Origin of the sequence: Paraburkholderia sp. RL18-085-BIA-A, assembly GCF_046027075.1 — a bacterium.
Classification (GTDB): domain Bacteria; phylum Pseudomonadota; class Gammaproteobacteria; order Burkholderiales; family Burkholderiaceae; genus Paraburkholderia.
On record NZ_JARESU010000073.1, the window covers coordinates 1 to 15,830 of the forward strand.

At 60.9% G+C, this 15,830-nt stretch carries 12 protein-coding genes and 2 pseudogenes; 4 read left to right on the forward strand and 10 right to left on the reverse strand.

Annotated features, from left to right (window positions below; genetic code table 11):
- Positions 1-482, forward strand: a 482-nt coding sequence (locus P0D89_RS33675; RefSeq protein ID WP_408377764.1) for an ISAs1 family transposase, incomplete at its 5' end; no start/stop codon positions are given.
- Between the two features lie 111 nt (positions 483-593).
- Here P0D89_RS33675 and P0D89_RS33680 read toward each other — a convergent pair.
- The 6 genes from P0D89_RS33680 to P0D89_RS33705 form a co-directional block, all read right to left on the reverse strand.
- Complete coding sequence (locus P0D89_RS33680; protein ID WP_408377766.1) at positions 594-1,328, reverse strand: ABC transporter ATP-binding protein; 735 nt, start codon at positions 1,326-1,328, stop codon at positions 594-596.
- Between the two features lie 46 nt (positions 1,329-1,374).
- The gene (locus P0D89_RS33685) at positions 1,375-3,315 is read right to left on the reverse strand and encodes a branched-chain amino acid ABC transporter ATP-binding protein/permease (RefSeq protein WP_408377768.1); all 1,941 of its coding nucleotides are present in this window, start codon (positions 3,313-3,315) and stop codon (positions 1,375-1,377) included.
- Positions 3,316-3,323: 8 nt separating this feature from the next.
- Entirely contained in the window at positions 3,324-4,199 is an 876-nt protein-coding gene (locus P0D89_RS33690; RefSeq protein WP_408354906.1) for a branched-chain amino acid ABC transporter permease, read from the reverse strand.
- A 127-nt stretch (positions 4,200-4,326) separates the two neighbouring features.
- On the reverse strand, positions 4,327-5,541 hold the full coding sequence (locus tag P0D89_RS33695; protein WP_408354903.1) for an ABC transporter substrate-binding protein: 1,215 nt from the start codon (positions 5,539-5,541) through the stop codon (positions 4,327-4,329).
- A gap of 275 nt (positions 5,542-5,816) precedes the next feature.
- Positions 5,817-6,839, reverse strand: coding sequence for a UDP-glucose 4-epimerase GalE (gene galE / locus P0D89_RS33700; protein ID WP_408377769.1), 1,023 nt, complete (start codon positions 6,837-6,839; stop codon positions 5,817-5,819).
- A 12-nt stretch (positions 6,840-6,851) separates the two neighbouring features.
- Complete coding sequence (locus P0D89_RS33705) at positions 6,852-7,976, reverse strand: glycosyltransferase family 4 protein (RefSeq protein WP_408377802.1); 1,125 nt, start codon at positions 7,974-7,976, stop codon at positions 6,852-6,854.
- A gap of 1,171 nt (positions 7,977-9,147) precedes the next feature.
- On the opposite strand from P0D89_RS33705, the gene P0D89_RS33710 reads away from it, so the two are divergent.
- Positions 9,148-10,173, forward strand: coding sequence for an IS30 family transposase (locus P0D89_RS33710; protein ID WP_408377770.1), 1,026 nt, complete (start codon positions 9,148-9,150; stop codon positions 10,171-10,173).
- Between the two features lie 419 nt (positions 10,174-10,592).
- Positions 10,593-10,930, forward strand: a pseudogene (locus P0D89_RS33715) (transposase domain-containing protein); the annotation flags it as partial.
- 52 nt (positions 10,931-10,982) lie between these two features.
- Here P0D89_RS33715 and P0D89_RS33720 read toward each other — a convergent pair.
- The 4 genes and pseudogenes from P0D89_RS33720 to P0D89_RS33735 form a co-directional block, all read right to left on the reverse strand.
- Positions 10,983-11,675: a phosphatase PAP2 family protein gene (locus tag P0D89_RS33720; RefSeq protein ID WP_408377771.1), complete on the reverse strand. Its 693-nt coding sequence runs from the start codon at positions 11,673-11,675 to the stop codon at positions 10,983-10,985.
- Positions 11,676-12,211: 536 nt separating this feature from the next.
- On the reverse strand, positions 12,212-13,780 hold the full coding sequence (locus P0D89_RS33725) for a hypothetical protein (protein ID WP_408377773.1): 1,569 nt from the start codon (positions 13,778-13,780) through the stop codon (positions 12,212-12,214).
- 220 nt (positions 13,781-14,000) lie between these two features.
- A pseudogene (locus P0D89_RS33730) lies at positions 14,001-14,441 on the reverse strand (transposase); the annotation flags it as partial.
- A gap of 382 nt (positions 14,442-14,823) precedes the next feature.
- On the reverse strand, positions 14,824-15,375 hold the full coding sequence (locus P0D89_RS33735; protein WP_408354876.1) for a tyrosine phosphatase family protein: 552 nt from the start codon (positions 15,373-15,375) through the stop codon (positions 14,824-14,826).
- Between P0D89_RS33735 and P0D89_RS33740 the strand changes: the two genes are divergently transcribed.
- The gene (locus P0D89_RS33740; protein WP_408377774.1) at positions 15,376-15,795 is read left to right on the forward strand and encodes an NUDIX domain-containing protein; all 420 of its coding nucleotides are present in this window, start codon (positions 15,376-15,378) and stop codon (positions 15,793-15,795) included. It abuts the gene before it with no gap.
- Positions 15,796-15,830: the final 35 nt, after the last annotated feature.

The following is a 15,830-nucleotide window of genomic DNA, read 5'->3' on the forward strand; positions in this document are numbered from 1 at the left end:
GCTATTGCGCTGCGGCCCAATGCAACGTGCAACACGACAAGGGACACGGCCGTATCGAGACGCGTACCGTGCGCATCTGGAGCATGTCGGAGAACTGGCTGGAAGATGACTGGCAGCCGCTGGTACAGCAGATGGTCAGCGTCTCGCGTACGGTCGAACGCCGCCACCGCACTGACGGCTGGGTCCGCACCAGCGAAACTGCGTGGTGGGTCAGTACATCCGTCATGAGCGCCGAAACCTGTCAGACGGCCATCTGTGGCCACTGGTCAGTAGAGAACCAGAATCATCACGTGCGCGATGTGGCCTTGCGAGAGGATCACTGCTCGACGCGAACCAAGCCCGGAATTCTGGCGCGCCTGCGCTCCATGGCCCTGAACTGCATGCGGGCTACATCAGGCCGAAGCATCACCATCGAGTGGCACCGCAACGCGCTGAACTTTGAACATTTGCGGCGCTGCGTCTGCGGAGCCACGAGAAATTAACAGCCCTGGCCCCCGAACGATCCGATCGTGCCCGCCGGGCCGCTATTCCGTTTCCGTGCGCACGCGTTGATGCGTTACGTGAAGTGCCCACCGCCTGGAATGGAAATAACCTCAATGACTCGTACCCAGATAAGCAGCCTTCACCGACGGATCGTTGCGCAATTGCAGCGCCGGCCCATGCGCGGCGATCCGGCCGTTCTCCAGCACATAGCCGTAGTCGGCCACGTTGAGCGCCGCCGCGGCGAACTGCTCGACCAGCAGCATCGTCACGCCTTGGCCCTTCAGATTCTCGATGATCCGGAACACCTCTTCGACGAGAATCGGCGCGAGCCCCATTGACGGCTCGTCGAGCAGCACGAGTTCCGGGTTCAGCATGATCGCGCGCGCCATCGCCAGCATTTGCTGCTCGCCGCCGGAGAGCGTGCCGGCCAGTTGATGGCGCCGTTCCTTCAGACGCGGGAAGAGTTCGATCGCGCGCTCCAGATCCGCGTTCACGTCGCCGCGCGGGCGCGCCCAGGTGAGGCGCGCAAACGCGCCGAGAATCAGGTTGTCGGTCACGCTCATCGTCGCGAACACGCGCCGGCCTTCCGGCGAATGCGCGAGGCCGAGCCGCGCGATGTGATGCGAGTCCAGCGCATCGATGCGCTTCGCGCCAGCGCCCACGCCCATCGTGATCTCGCCCGCGCTCGGGCGAATCATCCCGGAGATCGCGCGCATCGTGGTGGTCTTGCCCGCGCCGTTCGAGCCGATCAGCGTGACGACCGAGCCCTTCGGCACGTTGATCGAAATGCCGTGCAGCACCTTCACCTTGCCGTAGCCCGCATGCAGATTCTTGACCGATAGCATGTCTGTTCCTGTGGATCTCGTGGGTCTCGACGGAGGCCGGCGCGGCTTACGCCGCTTGCCCCGCCGCCTGGCCGCCGAGATAAGCCTCGATGACTTTTTCGTTCGACTGGATGTCGGCCGGGTTGCCTTCCGCGATCTTCTGCCCGAAGTCGAGCACCGACACGCGATCGCACACGCTCATCACGACATCCATATGATGTTCGATCAGCACGACCGTAATGCCGTGATCGCGCACCTTGCGGATGATCGCGACCAGCTCCTTGATGTCCGGCGCGGTGAGCCCGGCGGCCGGCTCGTCGAGCAGCAGCAGTTGCGGATCGAGCGCGAGCGCCCGCGCGATTTCGAGCAGCCGCTGCTTGCCGTAGGGCAGGTTGCGCGCTTCCTCGCCGGCAACGTTCTCCAGCCCGACGAAGCGCAACATGCCGAACGCGCGCTCGCGCGCGGCGCGCTCTTCGCGCCGGTAACGCGGCGACATCAGCCCGACGTCCGCGAGATTGGCGCGGAACGTGTGATGCAAGCCGACCAGCACATTTTCGAGCGCGGTCATTTCGCCGAATAGCTGCACGTTCTGGAACGTGCGCGCGATCCCCGCCAGCGCGATCTGTGCCGAGGTCTTGCCTGCTAGCGACGCGCCGCGGTAGTCGAGCGTGCCCGCGGTCGGCACGTAGATGCCGGTCAGCACGTTCATCATCGTGCTCTTGCCCGAGCCGTTCGGGCCGATCAGACCGTGAATCGTGCCGCGCCGCACGGTCAGATCGACATTGTTGAGCGCCTTCAGGCCGCTGAACTGCATCAGGATGCCGCGCAATTGCAGGATGTCTTCCGCGCCGCCCGCGTGCACGGCCTGGATCGCGTCGGCGCCGATGGCCTCGGGCTTCGTGGTGTCGACCGTGACTGTACGCACGCGGCCATGCATCACGATCTTGCGCACGAAGCCGACCACGCCGTCCTGCAGGTAGTACACGACCAGCAGGATCATCAGGCCGAAAATGGTCAGGCGCCAGTCGGCGAGTGTGTCGATGCGGTACGAGAAGGCGGCGAGCCCGACCGTGCCGAGCACCGGAATCGCCACCTTGCGCGGCGTCGACACCTTGCGCGCGAGCGCCACGCCCGCGCCGATCACCACCACGGCCGCCAGCACCGACCCGACCGTGCGGAACATGTCGATGTCGTCGAGCAGCTTGGGCAGCAGCACGATGATCGCCGAGCCGAGCAGCGCGCCGGTACGCGTCTTGCGCCCGCCCATGATGATCGCGAGCAGGAACAGGATGGTGAGTTCGAAGTTGTAGGTATTCGGTGAGATGTACTGCTCCGAATACGAGTACAGGCAGCCCGCGAGACCGGCAAAGCCCGCGCTGATCACGAACGCGTAGACCTTGTAGCGGTACACCGACACGCCCATGCAGTCCGACGCGATCGGACTGTCGCGCAGCGCTTCGAACGCGCGGCCCAGATGCGACTTCAGCACGCGGTGCACGACGATCAGCGACACCACCAGCAGCGCCGCGACGAGCCAGTAGTATTCGACTTCGTTCATCGGCCGGCCGCCGAGCGAGGGCTTCGGAATCTTCACGCCCATCGGCCCGTTGGTCAGGAAATCCATCTCGTTGATGAGGATTTGCAGGATCGTGCCGAACGCGAGCGTGACCATCGCGAGGTACGGGCCGGACACGCGCAGCGCGGGCAGCGCGAGGATCGCGCCGAAGCCGGCCGTGATCAGGATCGCGAGCGGCGCGGTGACGAAAAACGGCATGCCGAGCTTGATGAACAGCACGCCCGCCGTGTAAGCGCCGACGCCGAACAGCCCCGCATGTCCGAGCGAAACCTGGCCGGTGTAACCGACCACGATGTCGAGACCGAACAGCAGGATCGCGTAGATCATGATGGTCTCGAACAGATGGATGTAGTACGGGTTGCCCGACAGCACCGGGAACGCCGCGAGCGCGATCAGCGCGAGTGCCGAAGCAATGAGTTTCTTCAGGTTCACGGCGGCCCTCACACTTTCTTGATCGAGGTTTTGCCGAACAGCCCGGCGGGTTTCAGCGCGAGCACGATCAGCAGCAGCACGAGTCCCGGCACGTCTTTGTAGCCGGTGGAGAGGTAGAAGCCGGTGGTGGTCTCCGCGATCCCGAGGATCACGCCGCCCACCACGATGCCCAGCCCGCTCGACAACCCGCCGATGATCGCCACCGCGAACGCCTTGAGCCCGAGCACCGCGCCCATCGTCGCGCCGGTCAGCGTGAGCGGGGCGATCAGCACGCCGGCAAACGCGGCGGTCAGCGACGACAGCGCGTACGAAAACGTGATCACGAGGCCGGTGTTGATGCCCATCAGCGCTGCGGCGTCGCGGTCGTTCGCGGTGGCCACCACCGCCTTGCCGAAGATCGTCTTGCGGTTGAAGAACTCGACGGCCAGCATCATCACGAGCGCGCCGCCGACCACCAGCAGTTCCATCGGCAGCACGTTCGCGCCGAACACTTTCAGCGGCGCTTCCGGCAGCGGCGACGGGAAGCGCAGGTCGTCGCGGCCCCAGACGTTTTCCGCGACGTTCTTGAAGATGATGCCGAGCGCGATGGTCGACATGATCCAGCCGAACTCGGATTTGATCTTGATCGCGGGCCGCACGCCGATCCGTTCGACGAACGCGCCCTGTAACAGACCGAACACGCAGACGAGCGGAATCATCAGCCAGTAGTTGACGCCGAGTGACACCAGCGTGAGACCGACCAGCGCGCCGAGCATCAGCGCGTCGCCCTGGCCGAAGTTCAGCGTGCCGGAAGTGGCGAACGTGAGTTGATAGCCGAATGCGATCACGGCGTAGATCATGCCGAGCGCAATGCCGCTATAGATGAGCTGCAGAAGAATGGCCATCGTCGAGCGCCTTGGAGTTCACCGTGTATGAAGCAAAGCCGCCCCCGCCGGCGGGCGGGTGCGGCTCTGGAACATGCTGCCGCGCCGGGTTCGCGCGCAAAACTGTGCGAATCTGCGTTGCTTGCGCCTAGTTCGCCGACGCCTGCTTGCTGCGCAACTGGCTGCCGCCCTTGCGATCGGCTTCATACGCATAGACCACGCGGCCACCCTTGACCTCGCCGACCACCGGCACGTTCGGGCTGATCGCTTCGTGGTCGTCATGCGTGAACGGCTTGTCATAGACCATCACGACGCCTTCCACCTTGGTGTTGAGGGTTTCGAGTGCGGCGCGCACCTTCGGGCCATCGGTCGAACCGGCCTGGGTGATCGCGGCGGCCAGCAGGTACACCGAGTCGTAGCCTTGTGCGGCGGACACCGGCGAGTCGATGCGGTTGTTCTTCGGCTTGAATTCCTTCAGGTACGCGTCGATGAACGCCTTGCGTTTCGGCGTGTTCGCTTCCTGAATGAAGGTCTGCGGCATGCGCGCGCCTTCGCCGTTGGTGCTCGCGTTGTCGATGTAGTTCGCCATCGACAAGGTCCAGCTGCCGATCAGCGGCACCTTCCAGCCGAGCTTGGCCATGCCGTTGGCGATCTGCGCGAGTTCGGGCCCGATGCCGTAGGTCAGCACCGCTTCAGCGCCGGCCTCCTTGGCCTTGAGCAGCTGCGCGGTCATGTCCACGTCCTTGATGTTGAATTTCTCTACGGCGACCGGTTTCACGCCTTTGGCGGCCAGCGCCTTTTCGAGGTCTTCGCGGCCGAGCTGGCCGTAGTTGGTCGAGTCCGCGAGAATCGCGACCTTCTTGAAGCCGCGTTTGGTGACTGCTTCGTCGACGATCATCGGCGCCTGAATGCGGTCGGCGGCGGCGTTGCGGAACACGTAGTTCTCCGGTTGATCGGTGAACTGCCGGGTCACGATGCTGCCGGTCGCGACGTTGTTGAAGACCGGAATCTTCGCTTCCTGGAAGAAGCGTTGCGACGCGAGCGCGACACCGGTGTTGATGTAGCCCACCACCGCGACGACTTTTTCCTTGTTGATCAACTCTTGCGCGATCTGCACGCCGCGTTCGTTCTTCGCTTCGTCGTCGCGCTCGACCAGCACGATCTGACGGCCCAGCACGCCGCCGGACTTGTTGATTTCAGCGGTGGCGAGACGCACGCCGTCGCGCATGCTCACGCCCATCGAAGACGACCCGCCGGTGAAAGGTCCATCGACGCCGATCTTGATCGGGTCGGCTGCGTAACTGACGTTGGCGAGGGCACACAGCGCGAGCGCGCTCACTACGCTCTTCAAGCGAATTCCCATAACTGTCTCCGTAGCATGTCTTTTCTTGCACGGAGCCTCGATGGGGCTCCCATGCGCGCCGACCGGACGTTCTTAGGAAGCCTGACCGTCGATCGGTGAGGCAGTATAGGAAATCGTAAAGATCCAGTAATATTCGGAATTACCCGCTTGGTGCAATCCCTCAATCGACGGCGGCGGAGTCCGTGCGTCGCGACTCGCCAGATCCGCCGTCGATTTTCACTGCTCTTCGGTGCTCTTCAGTGCGCCTCGACACGCTTGAACGCACTTTGGCCGCTTCACGCGAAGCCGTGCGGATTGCTCGACTGCCAGCGCCAGTGATCCGCGCACATCCGCTCGATACCGAACTGCGCGCGCCAGCCGACGATGTTCTCCGCCGCGGCCGGATTGGCGAAGCACGACGCGACATCGCCCGGACGGCGCGCGACGATCTCGAAGGGAACCGGCTTGCCGGACGCCTTTTCGAACGCCCGCACCACGTCCAGCACGCTATAGCCCTGGCCCGTGCCGAGATTCACGACGAAGCTCTCATCGCGTTTGACCAGCGCATCCAGCGCGGCGATATGCCCGCGCGCCAGATCGACCACGTGGATATAGTCGCGCACGCCGGTGCCGTCGGGCGTTTCATAGTCGCCGCCGAACACGCGCAGTTTTTCGAGCTTGCCGACCGCCACCTGCGCGACGTACGGCATCAGGTTGTTCGGAATACCCGCCGGATCTTCGCCGATCAAACCGCTTTCGTGCGCGCCGACCGGATTGAAGTAGCGCAGCGTGGCGATGCGCCAGGACGGGTCGGCCAGTTGCAGATCGCGCAGCACCTGCTCGGCGATCAGCTTCGACTGGCCGTACGGATTGGTGGCCGACAGCGGGAACGACTCGTCGATCGGCGAGCTTTTCGGCACGCCGTACACGGTCGCCGACGAACTGAACACGAGCTGCTTCACGTTGCGCTCGCGCATCACGCCGAGCAGCGTCAGCAGGCTGCCGACGTTGTTGCTGTAGTACTCGATCGGCTTGGCCACCGATTCGCCCACCGCCTTCAGCGCGGCGAAGTGAATAGCGCCCGTGATCGGGTGAGCGTCGAAAATACGGTTGAGCGCCGCTTCGTCGCGCGCGTCGGCTTCGTAGAACGTCACTGCCTTGCCGGCGATCTTTTCCACGCGCCGCAGCGATTCGCGGTTGCTGTTCACGAGATTGTCGATTACCACCACGTCGTAACCGCCGTTCAGCAGTTCGACACAGGTGTGCGAGCCGATAAAGCCCGCACCGCCAGTTACCAGAATCGTGCCCTTCGTGGTCATGCTGTTGCTCCGTTAAAGTAGAACGCCCGTTATTTTCCGCACCAGGTCTTTATAGGTTTCGACGACCACGCGCTCGTCGAATTCCGTCGCGACTTTCTGCCGGCCGCGTTCCGCCATCGCGCGGCGTTCCGTGTCGCTCATGTCGAGCATGCGCGCGAGGCTCGCGGCGAGGCTCGCGGCATTGCGCACTTCGCACAGCAAGCCGTTGACGCCGTCGGCCACCACCTCGCGGCAGCCGGGCACGTCGGTCGCGACGATCGGCCGGCCCATCGCCGACGCTTCCATCAGCGTGCGCGGCACACCCTCGCGATACGACGGCAGCACGACACAATCGGCGTCGGCGATGAACGGCCGCACGTCGTGCGCCTCGCCAAGATACTCGATCACGCCTTCGCGTTCCCATGCCGCAACTTCGTCGCGCGTGATCGCGCTCGGATTGTCGACGCCGACCGGCCCGAGAAGCTGGAAGCGCGCGCGCGGATAGCGTTCGCGCAATTGCCGCGCGGCCTCGACGTATTCGCCGACGCCCTTGTCCCACAGCAGCCGCCCGATCAGCACGAAGCGGAACTCCGCGCCCTCGCGCAGCGGCGTGAACGCGAACTGCTCGAGATCGACGCCTTCGCCATGCAACAGCCGCGCGCGCTCGGGATGCACGAGCAGCTTGCCTTCGACGAACGCAGCCTGATCGTCGCGATTCAGAAACCACACTTCGCGCGGGAACCGGAACGCGAAACGATACAGCTTTTTGGCGACCTGCGCGGCGCGGCTGTGCTGGATGAACACATAGCCGAGCCCCGTCGTGACCGCGACCGACTGCACGCCGGCCAGCTTCGCCGCGATCGAGCCATAGATGTTCGGCTTGATGGTGTAGTGGAATACGACGTCGGGCTTCAGCGCGCGATAGTGCTTGAACAGCGCGAGCAGCGTGCGCAGGTCGTCGACGGGATTGGTGCCCTTCGAGGTCACCGGCAGATCGATGCAGTGGCAGCCGAGCGCCGCGAGCGGCTCGAACGTGCGGTCGCGCGGCGCGATGACGGTGACGCGGGCACCAGATGCCGTGAGCGCAGAAAGCAGCCCTTGGCGGTAGGTATAGATCGCCCAGGCGGTGTTGCAGACGAGCGCTATATGTAGCGGCAGCCTCTGCGCTGTAGCATCGCGTGGGGAAAGCGGGGTTTGGGCAGCAGGGGGGGTCACGAAGGAAGAGTCGTCATATCAGTATGGCGCGACCTGGCCGGGTCATCGCTATTTGTCGATGTCACACCGCATAGCAGGCGGAAATTCGCCGGCACCACATGAGAAACGCGCGTGGTATCGCGCAACGCCGTGCACGGGCCGGTCGTCATTCTAGCCGATGCGATGCCAGCGCCAGCGGAGGCGCACGGCATCGGGGCGCCGATGCTTCGGTTCACCGGCGAGGTTTTTCGGCGTGCGGTTTGCCCAAGGTCGTGGAGCTTGGCTTTGCAAGGAGCAGGCTGATTGGACCCATGGCGGCTGTAAGGAATGCGGTGATGCCGTCGCCTGTGTCTCGTCAAACGCTTGCGGCGCGAGTGTGCGAAGGAAAAAGTGCGCGTTATTTCGGAGGCGACGGAATGACTTTGCCCGATCTACCACTGATTACAGGGTAACGGGCTGATAAATGGTGTGGCGGCCTCAAATATGAAGTGCGACACCTTATACGAGACAGGTGTTGCACTCCATATTTGAGGCCGCCGTCTTCGACTCGCGGCTGGCCCGCGTCGAGCGCCAGGCGCGTTTTGAAAGTCGATGGGGTTCGTCGCGATGGCCTATGTATGGTATATGCGGGCCGGCCTCTACGTCCAACTGCCCCGCAGATGATGAGGAGCATCGGCATCACAGCGTCGAGCTCTCTTCCGGGCGGCGGCCTTCGCGCACATCGGGCCAATCTCCGTGATCACCTTTGACTTCGCCGCTCGTGACGGATCGTGGCGATTGAGTTTCCCAATAGCGCAGCTCAGACGCGGTATGAGCCTTGAATTGCCTCGATGAGGCAAGTAGCTGATCGTGTTGCTCGCGCTCTCGAATTGCTCCCCTGCGGACCAGCGCACAGAGGAAAAGAATGAAAATAAGCCATAGCGATATGCTAAGGATTACTGTAGAAGTTGTCGCCATAACGAGCCTTTTATAGATGGAAGGCGATATTTGAGAAGCGCAAACGGCTGCGTTACCTTCAAATAAACCGGCTCGAACTTGGCACCTGGAATTTTCCGATTGGGCATAAGAGTCTCCTTTTTTATGAAGGGCGCGATCAAATCTGAAGTGCAACACCTTCCTCGTGTAAGGTGCGCACATGCAAAAAAGAAGAACGTATCAACAGCTTCAGCCTGAAGAGCGCATGACCATTGCAAGCATGAAGCAGCTGGGATCGAGTGTTCGGGCCATGGCCCGAACACTCGGGCGCTCGGCATCGACCGTGAGCCGCGAGCTGGCCAGAAACACCTGTTCTGCCGTGGGCTATGCGTCTGCACCGGCGCACGCGCTTAGCGCGAGTCGACGTGAGGCTGCGCGCCCCTGTCCCAAGCTGCACCCTCAAAGCGTGCCGTGGCGTGTAGTACTCACACTGCTGGAGTGGAAGTGGTCACCCCAGCAGATCTCAGGTACCCTCAAGCGGATGTGGCCCAACGATCCGACGCAGCACGTCTCGCACGAGACCATCTACACCGCCATCTATGCGCAGCCACGCGGTGAGCTGCGCCGCCAGCTTATCGCCTGTCTGCGCCACGGCCACAGCACGCGCATGTCACGTAAGCGCGGCACTGACCGGCGTGGCCAGATCCCCGACATGGTGAGCATCCATGTGCGCCCGCCCGAGGTCGACGACCGGGTGATGCCTGGTCACTGGGAGGGCGACTTCATCAAGGGCGCCGGCAACCAGTCTTCCGTCGGCGTGCTGGTTGAGCGCACCAGTCGCCTGGTGCTGCTGGCGAAGATGGAAGATGCCACCGCCGCCTCGGCCCTGGCGGGCTTCACGGCCAAGCTGAATTCGATCGCTACCCCACTGCGCCAGAGCTTCACCTACGACCAGGGCAAGGAAATGACCCGCCATCAGGAGCTCAGCGCCGCCACCGGCGTGCGCGTGTACTTCTGCGATCCGCACAGTCCATGGCAACGCGGCACCTGTGAGAACACCAACGGGCTGCTGCGTCAGTACTTGCCAAAAGGCACCGACCTCTCGATCTACAGCCAGGACGAACTCGATGCCATCGCCGACAGCCTCAACAGCCGACCGCGTGCTACCCATGCATTTCATTCGCCATTCGAGGTCTTCGAACGTATGCTCGCAACCGCTTCGATAACTTCAGCTTCCGTTCATTAACTCCCTGTTGCGCTTCACTCTTGAAACCGCCAAGTATTTGATATCAACCGTACAACCAACGCCATGTCATTTCTGCGGCGTTGAACACACACGCAGTAATTTTTTTGCCGCGGAAGAATTGAACGACAATTAGCTCATCGTATTGCGGACGCTCCGGCTTTGAAGCCCTCGGTGCGCCCGCCAGCGCACTGCGTGCCCACAAGGAGAAGTCACGCAGATCGCGTACCCATTGCCGCGGTGTCTATCGAAATCATCACAGATGACAGAGTCAACGGCTCGTCGAGGCCGACGCGATTCGCGTGACTCGCAAGGGGCGGTGGCCACGACAAATGACGCGCCACGCGCAAACGCGTGATCACGGAAAGCGACCTATAGGTTCATCGATTCAACTGCGACGAGCAGAACCGCGCGTGTTGCACTACGTGCGCGAGTGTCGGGACGGCCTGATGCTGTATCTGGACGACCCGGATGTCGAGATCGATACGAATTCATTGGAGCGCGCGTTGCGCGCCATTCCAATGGGAAGAAGACCTGGATGTTCTGCTGGACCGAACTCGGCACCAGGCAGATCGGCATCGCGCAACGCCTGTAGGTGACGTGCAAGCTGCACGATATCGAACCCTACGATTATCTGGTCGACGTGCTGCAGCGCGTGGGCCAGCATCCGGCTTCGCGCGTGAACGAACTTACGCCGCTTATGTGGAAACAACTCTTCGCCGACAACCCACTGCTCTCGCCCCTGCGTCACATCGTCTGAGATCGCAAGGACGTCGGTGAATTACCGATTACTTCATTGCTGAAGGCCACACTCACAGGTTTCTAAAAACGGCATTGGCGAACGACCTCAGTTCATCGAACTGGGTCACGATTTCCAGGCACAGCACGAACCCAAGCACCGCCGATTGTCCCGGGTAGGATTCGATCCAACGCAATACACGGGTCGCGTACAAAGTCCTGACAGAGTCCCGCGTCATAAGGTAAGTAATGAGAATTCCGATCGCTGCCCCCGCAAGCAGATCAGTTGGATAGTGAAAGCCGAGGTAAGCACGCGGAGCGCAGATAACGATTGCCGTGTACAAAAGCGCGAGCACACCCAGCCGGCGGGAGACAATAAGAATGCCCACTGAGACCGCGGCCCACAGCATGGCGTGATCACTCGGGAACGAACTCCACGCCGACAGCAGGCTTTCATGCTGCGGGATAGAGGGAAAGCTCAGATGCAAGTCCTGCGCATAGAGAGGCCGTACCCGGAACGGCAAGAAATGGGCGAGAAGCCGCCCGACCAGAAGGGCGAGCAGGCCGCTGAAGATCGCCGCGATAACCATTTCCCGCCGCCACTCGCGACGCGCTCCTGGACGGAACCATATCCACCATAGAACCGGAATGAGCACGAGACCTTTGAAGGTATACGAATCCGCGACGAATCTTATTGCCGAGCTACACAGGACGCTAAGGTGCAATTGCGTCAGGAAAGTCTCGATGGCTGTATCGAACGTGTCCATTTTTTTCTATGTGGTGTGTGGAGAACGGCGGCAGAATAAGAGCCGCGCTCGTTATGTTATGGAGTCCACTGCGTGGAGTCGCCGCGCACAATCAAGGCGAACCTGCCATCTCAAATGACTATGCATCTGTTGCTGGACAACCAGGTACGCACAAGAGCTCCTCCTCCAACTTATGGCTGGGGCGCCATTCGCATTTTGATGCGCATCTCATCCAAGCCTCCTACTTCGTGGATTAACCATGTCACACGATGGTTTGTAGTGCTAATCACAATACACATCCGCCGCGGCGCTCATCACTCCACCCCGGCAAATCGGACAGGCTATTCGCCATCTGTCCAGTTCAACAACGCCTATCCGAGACCTTTCCGCTGGTCCAGACCGGCCCACGACGTCCTCGCCAGCGCTAAGCGCTTCTTCTAGTAATCTGTGGATCGCAATATTAGGTTAGGCCAGTTCCTCTACTGCTGTACAGGGCATTCGCAATCGAATGCGCGACCGGTCACATAAGTGCAATAAATTTGGTGTAAGGCGCAAAATCAGCTTCCCGGCAACCGCGCTGAAGGGGACGCAAGTTCATACAGCCGATGTTCGGGCAAAGTCGCGACTAGGCGCCAGCCGGGCAGCGTCTCCGAAAGACGCCGATAGGGGTCGAACACTGCAAGATAGACAGCTGTGAACCGGTTTTGAAGATCAGGAAAGCGTTGTTGTAGCTCGGTCGACCATGCGCGCAACATGGCGTCGTTCGCTTTGAACTCAATGTCGCCGTTCTCGCTATCGTCCTGGAACCGCCTCAATGCGGCATTCTCGCCTCGGTAGAGCACAGGTTGCTGGCCAGCCTTCAGATAAAGATCGGGCACAAGAACACCGTCGAGCGTTGCGAGCGCGACGACCTTGTCCAGATACGGATTCCATCGGCGAGGATCGTTTCTTGGGGATGGGTAAGTTGTGTCCTGTTTGTATTGGAAGAGGACGGACCCGACCTTCAGGGATGTGAAGCTTTTGCGGTAAGCGTCAATGGTGGGTTTCGCGGCCTGCCAGTCGTGAGTCACCGTCGCAATCCGGAAACCGAACACAAGCACGAGCGCGAGCGCGGCGGCACGCTGCAGGCGGGGCGTGGAAGCCCGCACGTCAACCAGGGCAGTCAGCAGGAATGCGAAGCTCAGCGCGCATCGCGGGACGACGCCGTAGGAAGCGAATGCGGAGAACGGCGCAAACAACGCTACGAGCGGAAGCGCCATCACCGTTATCCGGCACTCCGGCTTCCACGTCCACCACCTCAGTAGTAAGCCGATGGCCAATGCCAAGCCCAAGCTTGACAATATCGCCACGTCGGCCACCCGATTGCCAATTGTAAATACGTCGAGCCATTGGTTGATCTTTGTGCGGATATGAACGAGGCCGAAGTCGATCGATCCACTAAGTCCGCCGGTACTGCTGTGCGCTAGCAAAACAACGGGCACAACTAATGGAAGGAGACTCGCTGCCGCATGCAACGTCAACGAACGAATCCGAAACTTCCTTTCCTGGATCAGGCAGCCTAATTCCCAGGTGCCTGTGACGAGTGCGAAAACGGCGAGAGGAAATAGGTGACAGAAATAGATAATGAACGCAGTGCAGCATGAGGCGACGATGCGTGCCACGGTTGCGCCGCGAAGCGCGATATGAAGCGCGATCGCCCAAAAGCAAAGACCGAGGCCGAAGAGGAAGTTGTCGTAACCGCGAATGAGCATCCAGTTATAGAGCAGAAGGAAACTGCTAAGCGGCAACCACGACCAGCGACCATTGACGACGCGGCTGAGCATCACGCAGCCCGACGTCAGCAGCCCGAGTTCCACGACCACAAACAGCCAGGTGGCCCATGCCACGGGCATGAGTCTCGTCAGCCAGGGAACGGTGAGATCCATCGCGAGATCGGGCAACGGATCCCACCGAACTACGAAATTGCCGGCGTACGCTGCCGGGTGCGAAAGGATGTCTATTCTTACGATGTTGTAGAAGTGCTGGCCAAGCGGTGGGATCGACGTAATCAGCAGTGGCACAGAAGCCAACAGCGTTCCGACAAGCCAGATGCCCCACACACGCGATGGCAAAACGCCATCGGCCATTCGTCTTTCCGCAGTCATTCGAGTCACCATGGGGGTCTGTTAATTTCTTTACGGCGGGAGAGTTCGAGAAAACACCTGCCTCTCACACGGCTTGCATAAGCCTTTCGCGCAACACGCGTACGGTCATGGCTGAAATCGATTCTAATGTGTGGGGGAACGCAGATTTGTACGCCAATGCACAGTCACAAGCGGCCCGCGTGGGGAAGCATGCACACGCTTGTCATACAAGATGTATCTCGCAAGCCCTGAGCAACTCTCTCGAACGTAAAGCGTTTTTGGAATCCGACTGATGAAAAACAGCGTCCCACGGCTTCCCTGTTTTGACCATTGCGTTGAGGATGGTCAGCAGCTTGCGCATGCAGGCGACGAGCGCGACTTTCTTGGGTTTGCCTGCGGCGACGAAGCGGTCATAGAACACCTTGATGGCAGGATTGAAGCGAGCCGCCACTAGCGCAGCCATGTACAGCACCTGCCGCACGCTGCCGCGACCGTCGAAGATCGTGCGTCTTCCCCGCATGCGCCCCGAGTCGCGATTGATCTGCGCGACACCGATCAGCGCACTGATCTCGCGCCGCGATAGCTTGCCCAGTTCAGGAGCCTGAGCAATCAGTGTGGAAATCGGTGTCTTGCCGACACCCTTTGCGCTGTCGAGCAGTTCCGACAGGCCGGCACAGCGACCGCCAACTGGGGAGGGGCACGGGTTTGTGCGCGTAGGCGCTGTCGATGTTCGACAGCCTCGCCGAGCGCATCCTCGAGTCTGATGCGAAGGCCGGGGCGCTGCCGATACCGCAGGGTGTCATGAGGTGGAGCTGACCGGGCTGGAGAAGAAGCGCTACAGAACATCCCGCGGTTCGACGCGCGGGCCGTGCTGGCGGACTGGGCGGGCGTGGACGTCACGCGCATGAAGGCCTGCCCGAGGCAACCGTGATGACACCCTCTCCGGGAACGGTCCGGACCATGGAATTTTTACAGACCGTCGGACGGTCCTGACGGCCGATGGAACACCTTCTATTGCTTTTATTTCCGATAGGAGTTGCCTCTCGCTACCGCACGATTTCCGAAGAACGCCCCATGCGTTCGAGCGAGCGGGCCCATTCAGGATTCGTTGCTAGCCCCCGCTTGTACAGCTCGCGTGTCGCTTGAATCAATCGTCCGTTACGACTTAGTAATTCATCCGCGTATTTGATCATTAAGGAATTAGGCCAAGCCTCAGGCCTTATTTGCAAAAGATGTTCGATGATCGAGGACTCGCTTCTTTCGGGCATCGCCTGGGCCCAAACCATTACGGCTGCCGCGGTCGATCGCGACTTCCCCGATAAGCAATGAACAAATAAACGCGAATTTGGGTAGATGTTAAGCTTCTTTCCAAATGCTAGGATCTCGGCAACCGATCCTTGAGTTGGCAATAGTCGTCCTTCCCTTTGTTCAACATCATCATGAAAACGTTGCAGCAACCATTGGCAGGGCGGCCATGACGCGAACGCCACGGGCTGGGTCCATTCTGGATCGATGAGAGAAAGCACGTGCGTATGCCCCGTCGGATCGGCCAGTTTTCGCAAACCAGAAATTGTCGTGCGGTCCAGGAAATCATTCATATGCATAATGTCACCCTAACCTTGGCTAGCGTAAATGTGATCGTCCGGGACGCGGCTGGTCGTACGCTACTGCAGATGCGCGACAGTCAGACCAAGATATCGCCATTGCTTTGGGGCTTCTGGGGTGGAGCAGTCGATGTGTCGGACGAATCTGCTTATGATGCTGCGGCACGCGAGTTAAGTGAAGAACTTTGCGTGCCCGCCGCTTCTGCCGATTTCCTGAGCCTGGGTCGGCGTGTTGACAGTCGCGGGCGTTTAGCGGAACTGCTTTTGTATCGTCCGCCACTGTCATGGACGCAAATTTGCATTTGTGAAGGCGCGGGCGCGGCTTTCTTTTGGCGCAGGGAAATGAAAAATCTTCCACTAACAAATAGCGTAGCCTGGTATTTAGACAGGAGCCCGGAGTTCTTCTCCGACTGACGCGTCAGTGGCATACCAATTTTCATCGTGTCCTT